Below are 15,168 nucleotides of genomic sequence, written 5' to 3'. Positions count from 1 at the left end.
CGTAGTATTACCAAAAAGTTTTTGGCATGTATCTTACTAACCCCTTAACCGGGGTTTTAAGCTTTTGAAGCATTTCCTCATTACCATTAATTAGTTTTTGGTCGACGGCGGTCCATAATACCGGTAAGCCCAAAATTTTTGCAGCCCTTAACACTTTTTCCTCGCCGTCACAAATTACATCCCAGGTGGTTTCATCCCCCAAGTGGGTATTGTTGATTAATCCATCCACCCGGCCAAGGCTTTTTACATGCTCGACAATATCATCAACTTCCCGGGTCATGGGACGGGAAGCATTGATAACCGTATAAACTTTTAAATTTGGTTCCTGCCAGATTCCTTCAATTAAGTTTAAACTTCTTGAACCATGCACACCGTAGCCCACATCAAAAATTACGTCCCCAGGATATCTAAGAGCCCAGCGAATTTCCGGCTTTAAAAGTACCCCTGTCTCCCCAAAGCCAAGCGCCTCATCCCGCTCCCAGGCCAATACTTTAAGTCCCAAAGCTTCCAACTCTTTTTTAATGGGAGTCAGGGTATAAAATGGTTCTACCGTATCCAAGTCCACCAGGTTTACCGTTCTGCCTTGATTTTTTAGTTCCAATGCCCGGTTTACTGCATTTTCACTCTTTCCGCTGGCATATTCGCCAATAAAGGCTTCTACTATGCGCATTTTTACCATCCTAAGCTGTTATATAATTTTTCTTAAAAAAACTTTTTTTTGTATAATATTCCCCTAAAAACGCAAAAGCGGGACAAAGTAACTTTGTCCCGTCTAATGCTGCGTTTTAAATTTAGTATACCGCTATTATCTTTCCATCGTCAAGTTTTGCCAAAAAAATTATTCCGTATACTTTTTGGCTAAATTAACAAATTTGGTGAATTCTTTTAAAAATCCCAGCTCCACAATCCCCGTTGGGCCGTTTCTTTGCTTGGCAATGATAATTTCCGCTATGCTTTTCTTTTCCGTATCGGGCTTGTAATACTCTTCCCGGTAGATAAACATGACAATATCGGCATCCTGCTCTAACGAACCGGATTCCCTTAAATCCGACATAATAGGCCTTTTATCCTGCCGCGCCTCCACCGCCCGGGAAAGCTGGGATAACGCCACCACCGGCAAGTCTAACTCTTTCGCCAGCCCTTTTAAGGCCCGGGAGATTTCGGAAATTTCCTGCTGCCGGCTTTCGGCCCGGCGACTGCCGTTTAAAAGTTGCAGGTAGTCAATTATAATTAACCCGATGTTTTTTTCCTGCTTAAGCCTCCTTGCTCTGGCCCGGAGCTCGCGTATCGTTAAACCGGGAGTATCGTCAATGTAAATCGGAGCTTTAGCTAATATTCCCGCCACTTCGGTTAACCGCAACCAATCTTCATCGGAAAGCTCCCCGGCCCTTACCCGGTGCTGGTCTACCATGGCTTCGGAGGTCAGCATCCTGGTCACCAGCTGCTCTTTGGACATTTCCAGGCTAAAAACCGCCACCGGCACTCCGCTTTTAATCGCAGCATTTTGGGCGACATTAAGACAAAAACTGGTTTTTCCCATCGCCGGCCGGGCGGCCACAATAATCAGGTCGCTTTTTTGCAAGCCGTTTAACATCCGGTCTAAATCGTAAAAATGAGTCGGAATCCCGGTAATATTGCCCCGGTTCTGGTATAAAAACTCAATTCGTTCGATGGCGTCGTAAACAATTTCTCGAACCGCGGTATACGACTGCTGATTCCGTTTCATTCCTACTTCTAAAACCAGTCGTTCCGCCTCTTCTAAAATGCTTTCCGCATCTTTTTCAGTATAACTAAGCCTTTTTATTTTCTCCGAAAGGTCTATTAAATGCCGCAAAACTGCTTTTTCTTCAATTATCTCGGCATGGCTTTCCAGGGTAGCTTCCGGCACTGCCATGGCTAAAAGGGAAGCAATATACGAAACTCCCCCCGCCCGCTCCAGGTCACCTTTTTGTTTTAAGGCCTCGGTTACCGTTAAAATGGTAATCGGTTCGCCCTTTTCATTTAATTCAAGCATTACCTGGTAAAGAAGTTTATGGGATTCCCGGTAAAAATCCTCGGGTTTTAAGATTTCAATGACTTTATAAAGGCTTTCACCATTACTTAATATGGTCCCAAGAACCGCCTGTTCGGCATCAATATTATGCGGAGGTAGCATTAAAAGCTCGTTCATAAAAAAATCCTCCTACACCGCCCTGGTGGTTAAAAGGGGTTTTTGGGTAGCAATTTCCACTACTTCTTCTACCGTCTTTACCGGCACAACCTTTATCCCCAAATGACCCCGGGGTACGTCTTTTAAATTATCAAAGGGAATCAGTACCGTAGAAATCCCCGCCTGTTTAGCGCCGTAAATTTTTTCCGGAATTCCGCCTACGGGCTTAATCCTTCCGTGCACGGAAATCTCACCGGTAATAGCAATGTCCTGGCGCAAAGGAGTCCTGGTAATTGCCGAGTACATCACCAAAAACAGCGCTGCCCCGGCAGAAGGACCGTCAATATTACCTCCGCCTACTACGTTTACATGCAGGTCATAGTTATGGGGATCGATGCCGGTAATTTTTCGGATAGACGACAAAGCATTAAACACCGAATCTTTTGCCATAGAACCGGCAGTATCGTTAAAACGAACCGTTCCCTGACCGGGAGTTTTAGCATCAAAGGCTATTCCCTCAATTTCTAATACCGACCCCAAATACTGATAAACCCCTAAGCCAAACACTTTGCCAATTTCATAAGTATCGCTACCCCTAACCAGGTTATTGGGCGAAATCCGGCTGACATTAACCACCTCTAAAATATCATCGGCGGTAATGGTTAAAGCATCCCCTTCGGGATTTTTAAACCGGGCTATTGCATATCCATCGGCTAAAATATTAACGGCCTTCCGTCCTTCCACCGTATAACCGGCAATTAGCTCCGGTACATCCGGAGCAAGTTTGACATTTAACTTTTGCGCCGCTTTTAAAACTATCTCTTTTATTTCCGCCGGCCCCAACGGCTCAAAAAAGATTTCCGCGCAGCGTGACCTTAAGGCCGGATTTATTTCTTCCGGCGAGCGGGTGGTAGCACCGATTAAAATAAAGTCCGCCGGCGCCCCTTCTTCAAAGATTTTTTTAATGTACTGCGGTACATTGGGGTCATCGGGGTCGTAATAGGCCGAATCAAAATATACCCGTTTATCTTCCAAAACTTTTAAAAGCTTATTTTGTAATAAAGGGTCCAACTCCCCAATTTCATCGATAAATAATATCCCACCGTGGGCTTCGGTAACAAGTCCGAGTTTTGGTTCCGGCACTCCCGTTTCCGCTAAATCCCGGCGGGCTCCCTGATAAATGGGATCATGCACCGAACCCAAAAGGGGATTGGTAACTTCCCGTGGGTCCCAGCGCAATGTAGTGCCATCCACTTCCACAAAAGGAGCATCCGGAGCAAAGGGTGAGCCTTTACGCTTTTTGGCCTCTTCCAAACACAAACGGGCAGCGGTGGTCTTCCCCACCCCCGGCGGTCCATATAAGAGGATGTGCTGGGGAAAAGGTGATGAAAGTTTTGCTAAAAGTGCCCGAATGGCCCGCTCCTGCCCGACGATTTCGGAAAAACTCCGGGGACGGAGAAAAGACATAGCCGTGGCAGCAATTTTGGTTTCTTCTAATTTTTCCAGGCGGGCGAGTTTTTTTAAGGTTTGAGCGTTTTCCACGTTGCCGGATTCTTTTAAAACCTGCCGCCGGATTTCCTCTAAATACTCCTCATGCCGTTCCTGCATCTTCCGCTCTACTTTGCGCTCCAGGTCTTCCTCTACCGTCCGGCGGGCTAAAATATCCGCTATATGGTCTTCAATGGTTGCTAAAATTTCGGCAAGTTCACCTGCCGCCGGTACCCGGGTCAGGGAGGGATCCTCTAAGACGATTTTCTGATAGCCCAAAACCTTTTCTTCTAACTTCTCCGATTGAATGAGATTTAAGGCTTCCACCTTGGCAGCTTTTAAAATAAGTTTATCCGGACCGTATAAATTGGTTAATACATTTCCGATTAGTTCGACTTTTTTTTCCAATTCGCGCCGCTCGTTAGGCAGTAGAAAAAATTTCACCTTTAACCCCTTCCTTCTTCTTTAACCGCTACCTTGAGTTTTGCTGTTACCTCCGGATGAAGCTTTACTTCTACCGTATACACTCCAAGGGCTTTAATGTTTTCTTTTAAATCCAATTTTCTTTTATCAATTTTAATTTGGTAATTTTTCTCTAAAGCTTCGGCAATATCTTTACTGGTTATCGCTCCAAAAAGCTTGCCATTTTCCCCGCCTTTTCCGTATAAGACTAATTCAATATTTTTAAGCTTTTCCGCCAAGCTTCTTGCCTCTTGCAATTCTTTTTCTTTCCTCCGGTTAGCCGCTTCTTTTTGTTGTTGTAATTCCTTTAATTTACCTTCGGTAGCTTCTACCGCAAGACCTTTGGCAATCAGGTAGTTACGCCCGTAACCTTCGGCAACCTCCACTACATCTCCCTTTTTCCCAAGTTTTTTAACTTCCGTTAGAAGTATTACCTTCATCATTCACCCTCCCGGATTCCCACTTTTTGCGAAAATCAAACAATGTATCGGTCATGCCCAAAACCAGGATAAACCACATGGCCATAGGGGGATATAATATCCCAAAAACTATTAAAAATGTTCGCCACAAAGGCGGCAAAACCTGGTTTTTAAAGGCAAAAACGGTAATGCTCAGTCCACTTATAAAAAACAAAAAGCCGGTTATATACATAAGATTAAAGCCAATTTTACTTATTACCGGGTATTTTTGAAAGCCCGAAAACATTAGTACCCCCACCGCCATCACCAGTAAAAGCCCTAAGGGCATCCGCCAGAGCCGAAAAGGAGGCAGGTCGGGATAACTATATCCTAAGCGGCCCAAAAGCTTTTTCGTAAGAATAAAGGTAAGATAGGCAAAAATTAGCGAAGAAATTAGAATTGCCCCGGGAAGTAATAGCTCGGCTATTTTAGGCATCTGGGCAAAAGTATCGGCTAACATTTTCGCCTGTTCGGTACCGGGCTTTATAAGTCCCGTTTTATAGTAAAACTCTAATACCTGTTTTCCCGCTTCCTCCATATCCCGCCCGATGACAAAGGGATTAATTTTTGTCAGGAAAAACGTAATCCCCCACGTAATTACCGTTCCTAAAGTTCCTGCTACCATTCCGGCGGCAACGGTTAAGGTTGGTTTTAAGTTTCTTTTGATAAAATAGCCATAAACAAGCCCAAGAGGTCCTGTCTTAAATAAAACCGTAAAAACCGTTATAGGGTCAGCCATAGTCAAAAGGGGAAGAATAGCCGCCACCCCAATTGCCAAAATACCTGCTTTGGTCGAATGCCTTACCACTAACACGGCAATAGGTATGGGGGTAAGAAAATCTACAACTATCGCCAAGGGCGGAAAATACACACTTAATATGACCAAAACCGCTGTAATCGCCGCTAAAAAAGCACTTTCTACTAACTGCCGGGTGCTGTTCAAAAAATCACCTCATTTTTTATTCAACTTTAATTATAATCGTAAGTTGCCAATTATTATAGAGTAAAACGCTGGAACTTGCAATAAACTAAAAAAAGGAGCCATAAAAAGCTCCTTTTTCAGCGCTTATTCTACGGTAAACGGCAGTAAAGCCATAATTCGAGCCCGCTTGATGGCGGTAGTAAGACGCCGCTGGTGCCGGGCACAATTACCGGAAATCCGCCGGGGAAGAATTTTACCCCGTTCGGTAATATATTTTTTCAGACGGTTTACGTCTTTGTAATCTACATCTACTATTTTATCCACGCAAAAAGCACATACCCGCTTTTTGCGACGGCTACCTTTTTCTTTTTTCACGGTCCAACCTCCCTTACGTTAAAATGGGATATCTTCATCGCTAATCTCGATTTCCGTACCAAAATCCGACGGGTCAAAGTCCACCGCAGGAAACTCGTCAGGTAAGTTGCCAGGAGCCAATCCAGCATTCTTGGGTTTATCTAAAAACCTCACGTTTTCCCCCACTACTTCATAAACCCGCCGTTTCTGGCCTTCTTTATCGGTATAGCTTCTAATTTGCAGTCTTCCTTCCACCATAACAAGCCGTCCTTTGGTTAAGACGCGGGCGACGGTTTCGGCAAGTTTCTGCCAAACCACCACATCAATAAAGTCGGTTTCCCGTTGCCCTTCTTTGGTGGTAAAAGGACGGTCTACCGCAACGGTGATCGATGCTACCGGCGTTCCCTGGGGTGTATGTCTAAGCTCCGGGTCCCGGGTCAGCCTCCCTATTAAAATAACTTTATTAAACATAAAATTCACCCCAAAAGGTTACTTGTCTTCCCGAATAACAATATGCCGCACAACATCATCGGAAATTCTTAAAAGCCGGTCAAGCTCTTGTGCAGTTTCCGCTTTGGCTTTAAAGTTCATTACCACATAATAGCCTTCCCGGAGCTTTTTAATTTCATAGGCAAAACGCCGTTTGCCCCAGCGGTCGATTTTGGTTACTTCGCCGCCTTCCTGTTCAATCATCCCTTTAAATCTCTCAATAATGCTTTCGGTTTTTTCCGCATCAAGCTCCGGATGCAAAATGTACATTACTTCGTACTGGCGCAGCATTACTTACACCTCCTCCCTCTGGACTATGGCCCTATCTCGCTGGATAGAGCAGGGTAGTACAGTTTGCCGCAAAAATTATAACACTCCCAAGCTATTTTGGCAACCTTATGTATATTTTTTTCTTTTAAATACCAATCTAAAAAAGAAAATTTTTTGGAGGAGGTAGGTAAAATGGCTACAAAAACGTCCATTCACCCATCGGTTAACGAGCTATATCAGCGATTAGCCGAAGACCAGCTTTCCAACTGTTTTGACCGTTTTGACCCCCAGGAAAAGATCCGCTGCAATTACTGCGAGCTCGGGGTTTCCTGTCAGCTCTGCAGTAACGGTCCTTGCCGGATAAACGAAAAGGTTGGAGCAACCCTGGGGGTCTGCGGAATTAACGCCGATGGCATGGCAATGCGCTACATGCTATTAAGAAACGTAATGGGTACTTCAACCTATACTTACCATGCCTATGAAGCTTATAAAACTTTAAAAATGACCGCTCTCGGTAACACCCCCTTTACCATTACCGATAAAGATAAACTTTACCAGATGGCCAAGGATTTAGAGCTAAACACCGAAGGCAAACCGGAAGATGTGGCAGTACGTCTTTCCGACTTTTTAATCTGGGAGTTATACCGGGACTATGACGAACCGGGGAAAATGATTGAGGTCTACGCTCCTTTAAAACGAAAAGAAGTCTGGCGTAAGCTTGGGATTTATCCGGCCGGTCCCCTGCACGAGCTAAAAGATGCCGCCGCCAGCTGCCTTACCAACGTCGACGGGGATTATGTATCCTTAGCAACTAAAGGACTAAGGCTCGGACTTTCCTGTATTTACGGTGCCCAGATAGGCCTTGAGCTGGTGCAGGATATTTTATTTGGTACCGGTATGCCCCATGAAATGGATGTGGACCTGGGCATCTTTGATGCGGATTACATCAACATCGTCTTTAACGGTCACGAACCGTTTGTCGGGGTGGCTTTAATCTTAGCGGCTAAAGAAGCGGTAAACCAGGATAAAGCCAAAGCCGCCGGTGCCAAAAGCCTTAGAATTTACGGCAGTATTGAAAGCGGCCAGGAAGTAGTACAGCGCTTCCAAAAGGACGAAGTTTTCCGGGGTCTAACCGGCAACTGGCTAACTATTGAGCCGATGTTGGCCACTGGAGCCGTTGATGTCTTGGCGATGGATATGAACTGCTCACCGCCCAATTTAGGACCTTTAGCGGAAAAATACGGAGCAACATTAGTCTCGGTATCCCGGCTGGTACGTTTTCCGGGTATTCACCATTTCCTTGACTATAAGCCCAGTGAAGTTCGGGAAATCGCGCAAAAAATCATTGATATCGCCGTTGACAGCTTTAAAAACAAACGCCACGGAAAAATTACCCCCAAAATTCCCGCCAACATCCAAAAAGCCATCACCGGTTTCACCCCGGAAGCTATTTTAAAAGCTTTGGGTGGCAGCATAAATCCTTTAATTGAAGTTATTAAAGCCGGAAAGATTAAAGGAGCGGTTGGACTTATCAATTGCACTACTTTAAAGAACGGTCCTCAGGACTACGTCACCGTAAACCTGGCAAAAGAGTTAATTAAGCGGGATATCCTGATCTTATCCGGTGGCTGCGGCAACCATGCCCTTGAAGTTGCCGGACTCTGTAATTTGGATGCGATAAACTTAGCCGGACCAGGACTTAGTGAAGTATGCCGAAACTTAAATATTCCACCGGTACTTTCTTTTGGGACCTGTACCGACACCGGCCGAATTTCTTTAGTGGTAACAGCCTTAGCCAACGCCTTAAACGTTGACACCGCCGATTTGCCGGTAGCCGTGACCGCTCCCATGTACATGGAACAAAAAGCTACCATTGACGCCCTCTTTGCCTTAGCCTATGGCTTATATACCCATGTAGCTCCGGATCCTCCGGTGATGGGTGCACCAAACCTGGTAAAACTTTTAACCCGGGACCTCCCCAGTATCACCGGCGGAAGAATAGCCGTGGGGAGCGACCCCGTCAAAGTTGCCGATGATATCCTTGCCCACATCAACGACCGCCGCGCCAAACTGGGTATTTAAGGGACGGTTCTGCCAGCGAGCTGTTCGCTGGCAATTTTTTTGTCTTTAATAACGGAAAATGGTCACTGTAAGAACCGTCCCTTCCGGTACCATTTGTTTTTTTGGAAAAGATTAAATATAATATTGTAATAGATTAATTGCCGGAGGGATACTGATGAATTTTGGCCTTTTAAACTTAAACTGGGATAAAATTCTCGATAAATCCTTAATTCTTTTGATTATTCTGGTAAGCTCGGTGGTACTACTTAAGCTTGGCCACTCCTTTATCAACCGTTTTATTGTTCCCTACGGCAAAAAGTTAAGCCTTAAGGAAAACCGGGTTGAAACCCTGCGTACCATCTTAAAAAGTCTCTGGAGTTACTTTATTTACATTACCGCATTTCTTACTATTATTGCCCAGGTCTTTGAAAATACCGGTTTTGCCAAAACCCTTTTAACCGGAGCTGGTATTTTAGGTTTAGCCGTAAGCTTTGGCGCCCAGAACTTGGTTAAAGATGTGATAAGCGGTTTTTTTATTTTAATGGAAGACCAGTTTGCGGTGGGGGATTACGTTACCATCGGGCAAACCTCCGGCATTGTCGAAGAATTAGGGCTTAGAGTTACCAAACTCCGGGATTTTACCGGTGAGCTTCATATCATCCCCAACGGCAGTATAACGATGGTCACCAACAAAACCCGGGGACCTCAGCGGGCTTTAGTGGACGTAGGGGTAGCGTACGAAGAAGATGTGGAAAAGGTAAACCGGGTTTTAGAAAGGGTTTGCCAGCAAATAAAAGAAAAATACGGAGAACTTATCTATGAAGGCCCCAAGGTTTTGGGGATTGTTAATTTCGGACCCTCGGAAATGGTTTTTCGGGTAATTGCCAAGGTAAAGCCCATGGAACAGTGGAATATCGAGTGGGAGCTTAGAAAAGCCATTAAAGAAGCTTTTGACGCCGAAGGTATTGAAATTCCATATCCCCGACGGGTCTACATTACCCGGGAGGAAAGGGAGATGGATAATGGTTGATCCGCGTGAAATTCAAATAGGCGATATAATTAAACTAAAAAAGCCACACCCCTGCGGAAATTACGAGTGGGAAGTGCTAAAAATAGGTATTGATTTTCGCTTAAAATGCACCGGCTGCGGCCATATTATTTTAGTTCCCCGGGAAAAAATTATTAGAAAAATTCGGGCGGTACGCAAAACTACTGGAAGTTAGAAATTGGAAGGTTGGATGTTGGAAACTAAAAACAATTAAAAAACATTAATTATAAAGAGGAGGAAGTAGATGGAAATAGGAATTGTGGGACTGCCCAATGTGGGAAAGTCTACTTTATTTAATGCGATCACCAAGGCTAAAGCCGAAGCGGCCAATTATCCTTTTTGCACCATTGAACCCAACGTGGGAGTGGTAGAAGTCCCCGACCCCCGGGTGGATAAAATTGCGGAAGTAGTAAAACCCGAACGGGTGGTACGGGCCGTTACCCGTTTTGTGGATATTGCCGGTCTTGTTCGGGGAGCAAGCCGGGGAGAGGGCTTGGGCAATAAATTTTTATCCCACATCCGGCAGGTTGACGGTATTGCCCATGTGGTACGCTGTTTTACCGACCCTAATGTTACCCACGTCGAAGGTTCGGTTGACCCCGCCCGGGATATTGATACCATAAATACCGAACTTATCTTAGCGGACTTAGAAACCGCCCAAAGACGTTTAGAGCGGGCGGAAAAAGTTGCCAAGAGCGGGGAAAAACGGGGCAAAATTGAGGCAGAAATGCTTAAAAGAATAATTGACGGCTTTGACCGGGGTCTTCCGGTACGGGCCCATGAATTTTCCGATGAGGAAAAGGAGATTTTACGGGAAATCGGTTTTATCACCGCCAAGCCCGTAGTTTACGTGGCCAATGTGGGAGAAAAAGATCTTCTCTCACCGCCCAAAGAAGTCGATATAGTGCGGGAAATTGCCGCAAAGGAAAACGCCGAAGTTGTCGTACTGTCGGCTAAAATCGAAAGCGAATTACAGGAACTTCCCGAAGATGAACGGGCGTTGTTTTTAGAAGACCTTGGTATTGAAGAGCCGGGGTTAAATAAACTTATTAGAACCGGTTATGCTTTACTTGGCCTGATTACCTTCTTTACTGCCGGCCCCCAGGAGGTTAAAGCCTGGACCATAAAAAGAGGTACCAAAGCTCCTCAGGCCGCCGGCAAAATCCACTCGGACATCGAGCGAGGCTTTATCCGGGCAGAAGTTATTCCCTGGGAAGAATTAATAGAAGTTGGCTCGATGACCGCCGCCCGGGAAAAAGGGTTAATCCGCTTGGAAGGAAAAGATTACGTGGTACAGGATGGCGATGTCATTTACTTCAGGTTTAACGTTTAAAAGGCCGAAAAGCTAAAAGCTTCTCGGCCTTTTTAATTTATCAAATTTTACGGTTTTCTTACCAAAAACCTTAACGTTGGCCCGATTTTTTGCGGGGGTTCGACCATTTCGTACCCAGCTTTTACCACTTCTTCCGGAACCGATTTAAACGATTGCGGACAGTCGGCTAAAATCTCCAAAAGCGCTCCGCTTTCCAGTTCTGCCAGAACCTGCAGGGAATACACCACCGGATAAGGACAGGGTTCCCCCCGTAAATCCAAAACATACCGTTTCTCTTCCATATTACACCCTCCTCACCGACATGGTCTTATTTTTTATCATTGACCTGCCGCTTGCTTCCCGTAAATCCGCCCATAAGTACAGCCCTAAAAGGAATAATCCAGTCAATATAAAGGCCGGTAAGTAACCAAAATGTTCTATCAAGCTAAACTTCGGAAACGGCTCGGCTAAGTATTTATAAACCCCCTTATCCCACACCAGGAACAAGATTGTTGCCCCAATCACATTGCCCAACCCTACAAACCAGAAGTGAACCTGGCCTTCCATTGATCGGTACATCCAGCCGGTCTCACATCCTCCGGCAATAACAATCCCAATACCAAATAAAAGGCCACCAATTAACGCATTGGGACCGGCCCAGAGAACTTTGGCAGGCGTTCCCTTGGCGATAAAAGCCGCTGTCAGAAGCATCTGCACCGCCATACCCCAGACCAGAGCCTTTAGCGTAGTCGTGCGTCCAACCAACCATAAATCCCGGAAGGCTGAGGTAAAGCAGACCTGCCCCTTTTGAATTAAAAAGCCAAAGGCAAAGCCAAAAACGGTAGCAAGTTTTAAATTATTCGGCATTTCCGGCCGGGACAATAAAATTCCGGCAAAAACAATAAGTCCAAGCCAGCCCAAAAAGGGTTGGATCTGGGTATTTGCCTTTAAATTTCCCGCATTAAATTCCGAAGCTTTGACCAGTTTGGGCTCTCCCCGAAAATAAGGAGAGAGGGTAATTTTTATTCCAATATAGGTACCAAAAATTGTTCCCAGGGTAAAAAACCAGGTATGAAGGGAAAATTGAGGTATTCCGGTAAAAAGGGCAGCCAAGTTACAGCCCATAGCAAGACGGGTACCAAAGCCAGCAATTATACCGCCAATTAAAGCCTGGAGCACCCTTTTAGCAGTAGGAATTCTAAGTTTAAAATTTTGCCCGAAAAGAGCTGCAATCAAGGCTCCCGCAAACATTCCCAGCACCATTACCCCGTCTATCCGGGTTAAAACGGTACCTTTATATTTGATGATTTTTAAATAAGTATAAGGAGATAAGTCCACTCCGATTAATTTAAGAAAACTTGCCCCCCAGCGGGTAAATTCTCCGGTTACCGCCCAGACTACGCCCACTGTTCCAAAGTAAAGGCCGCTTAAAATGCCCAGAAGTACGACCGCAGTCTTTTGGTCCCAAAATTCCGCAATTACTTTCTGGTAATAGCTTTTGATAATTTCGCCCATTATCAATTTCCTCCTTTCTTTCCTTCAAGATAATAACATAATGAATATTTATATTTCAAATAAATTTTTGTCATTTTTCTTTTCAATATAATTACTATTCGTTATAAGTTTAAAAATTTTTCTTCCCGCCATACTAAATTAAAAAGGAGCGGATTTTATGCGGCCAATCTGGAAGGGTTTTATCGCCTTTGGTCTAGTATCCATTCCGGTAAAACTTTATCCTGCAACCGAATCTAAAAGCATCTCTTTTTCCCTTATTCACCAAAACTGCGGCGGGCCAATTCATTATAAAAAGTTCTGTGCCGTATGCAACCGTGAAGTTAGCCCGGAGGAAATTACCAAAGGGTATGAATTTTCTAAAGGACAGTTTGTCACTTTTACCGAAGAAGAGCTTGAAGCTTTACCGAAGTTAAAAGGGCGAAAAATTGAAATTTTGGATTTTGTAAACTTAGCCGAAGTGGACCCTATTTACTTGCAAAAAAGCTATTACTTAACACCTTCCGAAGGCGGAGAAAAGCCTTATGCCTTGTTAATGCAGGCTTTAAAGGATAGCAAGAAAATTGCCATCGCAAAGATGGTTTTAAGAACTAAGGAAAATATCGCCATGGTGCGGGTTTTTAAAGAACAGGTTTTAACCGTTTCCACCATTTTCTATCCCGACGAAATTCGTAAGTTTGAAATATTGGAAATACCTGAGGAAATTCCGGTGGAGGAACGGGAGCTTTCTATGGCCAAAATGTTAATTGATTCTTTAACCACTCCTTTTAATCCCGAAAAATATAAAGATACTTACCGGGAAGCTTTAATGGAGGTAATTGAAAAGAAAATCCAGCACGAAGCTATTGTCATTCCCGAAGAAAAAGTTCCGGCAAAAGTTATTGATTTAACCGAAGCTCTTCGTTTGTCTTTAGAAAAAATTACCGGAGAAAAAGTTGGTGCATAAGCTTTGTTTAAACCCATGCTTTTAGAAGAAAGGGAAGCTCCCTTTGATGATGGGTCCTGGCTTTTTGAATATAAATGGGATGGTTTCCGCTGCCTTGTTTTTATTGAAAAAGAGGTTAAATTAATTTCCCGAAACGGTAAAAATTTAGCCCTTTCTTTTCCTCAATTGACCGAAGTAAAAACATTTTTTCCGCAAGATACCGTTCTGGACGGAGAAATTATCTGGGGGGAGGGTAAGAAGGGAAGTTTTTCCAAACTTCTGGGGTTTTCGAAAAAGGAAGAAAATATTTTTTTAGTAATTTTTGATGTTTTAAGATTTTCCGGAAAAAGTCTTTTAGCCACACCTCTTCTTGAGCGCAAAAGCTTTTTAAAAGACCTACCACCGCCTTTTAAAATTGCTCCGTACGTACTTGAAAAGGGAATAGATTTTTTTAATAAGGCAGCTTTGGAAAATTACGAAGGGATAGTTGCCAAAAAAATTTCTTCTTTTTATTACCCGGGAAAACGTACCGCCCTCTGGCTTAAAATAAAAAATTATACCAAAGAAAATTTTCTTTTAACAAAAGTTTTCTTAAAACAGGGGAAGGTGGAAAGCTTAATGGTTTTTGACCAAAAAGCTAATAAAAGCTATAAAATCCCTTTTTGGGGACAAAACGACCTTTTAAATCTGCTTACCCCCATAGTTAAAGAAAAAAACCCCCGGGAAATCATCCTTTATCCTCTTTTAGAGGTTAGTATTCAATATCTTGAAAAAACCCCTGGGGGACTTCGCCATCCCAAAATTGTGGGGTTTTCTCCGGCCAAGGGAGGTAACCATGGATTTAAGTAAAATCATTACCAATCCCGATAAACTTTTTTATCCTGCGGATCTAATTTTTAAAAAAGATGTTATTGCTTACTACTACTTAATGGCTGATCACATCCTTCCCTATATCAGTAACCGCCCCTTTGTGATGAACCGCTTTCCTGACGGAATTGCCGGAAAAAGCTTTTACCAAAAAGAAATTCCCGCCTATGCTCCTAATTTTTTAAATAAAGTAGCTATCTGGCACGAAAAAGAAAAGAAATGGGTAAACTACCCCTATGTAGCACATAAAGAAGCCCTTTTATGGCTTGTAAATCAGGGAGTAATCGAGCTTCACTGCTGGCTTTCAGAAGTACCCCAGATAGAAAATCCGGATATTTTGGTTTTTGATTTAGATCCCGAACCTCCACTTTCGTTTCAGGATTGCCTTCCTGTAGCCCTTCTTTTACGGGAGGTCCTTTTAAAACTTGGCCTTGAGGCCTGGCCCAAAACCTCCGGCAAAGAAGGTATGCATCTTTTTGTCCCCATAGAACCAAAGTACGGTTTTAAAGACACCACCCGGGCAGCTTTTAATCTTTGCCGGTTAATTTTAAAAGCTTATCCCGAAAAGGTAACTTTGGAGCGGGTAATTAAAAAGCGAACAGGCAAAGTATACCTTGACTATCTTCAAAATTCCCGGGGACGCACTATGGTCTTTCCCTACAGTCTTCGGCCCCTACCAAAAGCTCCGGTATCCACCCCTCTTTTGTGGGAAGAAGTAACAAAAGGGGAGATCTCCCCTGCCGAGTTTAATATCAAAACTATCTGGGAGCGGGTAAAAAAATACGGCGACCTGTGGAGTAATTTCCACCGCCGCCGCTATGATATTAAGCCGTTATTGGAGCTTATGTAGG

17 protein-coding genes are annotated in these 15,168 nt (G+C 44.0%); 7 read left to right on the top strand and 10 right to left on the bottom strand.

From position 1 onward, the window contains the following. Positions 1–7 precede the first annotated feature (7 nt). The 8 genes from CHY_RS00200 to rpsF form a co-directional block, all read right to left on the bottom strand. On the bottom strand, positions 8–670 hold the full coding sequence (locus tag CHY_RS00200; protein ID WP_011342990.1) for a hypothetical protein: 663 nt from the start codon (positions 668–670) through the stop codon (positions 8–10). Positions 671–838: 168 nt separating this feature from the next. Beyond that, positions 839–2,170 carry a replicative DNA helicase gene (dnaB, locus tag CHY_RS00195; RefSeq protein ID WP_011342989.1) on the bottom strand — a complete coding sequence of 444 codons (1,332 nt, stop codon included), beginning with the start codon at positions 2,168–2,170 and terminating at the stop codon, positions 839–841. A gap of 12 nt (positions 2,171–2,182) precedes the next feature. Further along, positions 2,183–4,081, bottom strand: a complete 1,899-nt coding sequence (lonC, locus tag CHY_RS00190; RefSeq protein ID WP_011342988.1) for a Lon family ATP-dependent protease — start codon at positions 4,079–4,081, stop codon at positions 2,183–2,185. Between the two features lie 2 nt (positions 4,082–4,083). After that, complete coding sequence (gene rplI, locus CHY_RS00185) at positions 4,084–4,539, bottom strand: 50S ribosomal protein L9 (RefSeq protein WP_011342987.1); 456 nt, start codon at positions 4,537–4,539, stop codon at positions 4,084–4,086. Further along, on the bottom strand, positions 4,511–5,500 hold the full coding sequence (locus tag CHY_RS00180) for a YybS family protein (protein WP_011342986.1): 990 nt from the start codon (positions 5,498–5,500) through the stop codon (positions 4,511–4,513). Before CHY_RS00180 ends, rplI begins: the two co-directional genes overlap by 29 nt. 123 nt (positions 5,501–5,623) lie before the next feature. Next, positions 5,624–5,854: a 30S ribosomal protein S18 gene (gene rpsR, locus CHY_RS00175; RefSeq protein ID WP_011342985.1), complete on the bottom strand. Its 231-nt coding sequence runs from the start codon at positions 5,852–5,854 to the stop codon at positions 5,624–5,626. 18 nt (positions 5,855–5,872) lie between these two features. Next, positions 5,873–6,304 (bottom strand): single-stranded DNA-binding protein, encoded by a 432-nt coding sequence (locus tag CHY_RS00170; RefSeq protein ID WP_011342984.1) that lies wholly within the window; start codon positions 6,302–6,304, stop codon positions 5,873–5,875. 18 nt (positions 6,305–6,322) lie between these two features. Next, positions 6,323–6,613 carry a 30S ribosomal protein S6 gene (rpsF, locus tag CHY_RS00165; RefSeq protein WP_011342983.1) on the bottom strand — a complete coding sequence of 97 codons (291 nt, stop codon included), beginning with the start codon at positions 6,611–6,613 and terminating at the stop codon, positions 6,323–6,325. 171 nt (positions 6,614–6,784) lie between these two features. Here rpsF and cooS point away from each other — a divergent pair, with 171 nt between their 5' ends. The 4 genes from cooS (at position 6,785) to ychF (ending at position 11,034) form a co-directional block, all read left to right on the top strand. Next, positions 6,785–8,674 (top strand): anaerobic carbon-monoxide dehydrogenase catalytic subunit, encoded by a 1,890-nt coding sequence (cooS, locus tag CHY_RS00160; RefSeq protein ID WP_011342982.1) that lies wholly within the window; start codon positions 6,785–6,787, stop codon positions 8,672–8,674. Between the two features lie 154 nt (positions 8,675–8,828). Beyond that, positions 8,829–9,683 carry a mechanosensitive ion channel family protein gene (locus CHY_RS00155; protein WP_011342981.1) on the top strand — a complete coding sequence of 285 codons (855 nt, stop codon included), beginning with the start codon at positions 8,829–8,831 and terminating at the stop codon, positions 9,681–9,683. Beyond that, entirely contained in the window at positions 9,676–9,876 is a 201-nt protein-coding gene (locus CHY_RS00150; RefSeq protein WP_011342980.1) for a DUF951 domain-containing protein, read from the top strand. The genes CHY_RS00155 and CHY_RS00150 overlap by 8 nt, the downstream gene beginning before the upstream one ends. Positions 9,877–9,945: 69 nt before the next feature. After that, positions 9,946–11,034 carry a redox-regulated ATPase YchF gene (gene ychF, locus CHY_RS00145; protein ID WP_011342979.1) on the top strand — a complete coding sequence of 363 codons (1,089 nt, stop codon included), beginning with the start codon at positions 9,946–9,948 and terminating at the stop codon, positions 11,032–11,034. A gap of 47 nt (positions 11,035–11,081) precedes the next feature. On the opposite strand, the gene yedF is transcribed toward ychF, so the two are convergent. After that, positions 11,082–11,315 carry a sulfurtransferase-like selenium metabolism protein YedF gene (yedF, locus tag CHY_RS00140; RefSeq protein ID WP_011342978.1) on the bottom strand — a complete coding sequence of 78 codons (234 nt, stop codon included), beginning with the start codon at positions 11,313–11,315 and terminating at the stop codon, positions 11,082–11,084. Position 11,316: 1 nt separating this feature from the next. Then, positions 11,317–12,528, bottom strand: coding sequence for a selenium metabolism membrane protein YedE/FdhT (yedE, locus tag CHY_RS00135; RefSeq protein ID WP_011342977.1), 1,212 nt, complete (start codon positions 12,526–12,528; stop codon positions 11,317–11,319). A gap of 157 nt (positions 12,529–12,685) precedes the next feature. Here yedE and CHY_RS00130 point away from each other — a divergent pair, with 157 nt between their 5' ends. The 3 genes from CHY_RS00130 to ligD are packed head-to-tail and all read left to right on the top strand — an operon-like array spanning position 12,686 to position 15,167. Continuing rightward, entirely contained in the window at positions 12,686–13,471 is a 786-nt protein-coding gene (locus CHY_RS00130; RefSeq protein ID WP_011342975.1) for a Ku protein, read from the top strand. A 3-nt stretch (positions 13,472–13,474) separates the two neighbouring features. Next, on the top strand, positions 13,475–14,299 hold the full coding sequence (locus tag CHY_RS00125; RefSeq protein WP_041537589.1) for a hypothetical protein: 825 nt from the start codon (positions 13,475–13,477) through the stop codon (positions 14,297–14,299). Further along, positions 14,286–15,167, top strand: a complete 882-nt coding sequence (gene ligD, locus CHY_RS00120) for a non-homologous end-joining DNA ligase (RefSeq protein WP_011342973.1) — start codon at positions 14,286–14,288, stop codon at positions 15,165–15,167. The genes CHY_RS00125 and ligD overlap by 14 nt, the downstream gene beginning before the upstream one ends. The last annotated feature ends 1 nt before the right edge of the window (position 15,168 follow it).

This window comes from Carboxydothermus hydrogenoformans Z-2901, assembly GCF_000012865.1.
Lineage (GTDB): Bacteria > Bacillota > Z-2901 > Carboxydothermales > Carboxydothermaceae > Carboxydothermus > Carboxydothermus hydrogenoformans.
This window is presented reverse-complemented; position numbering and strand designations above follow the sequence as displayed.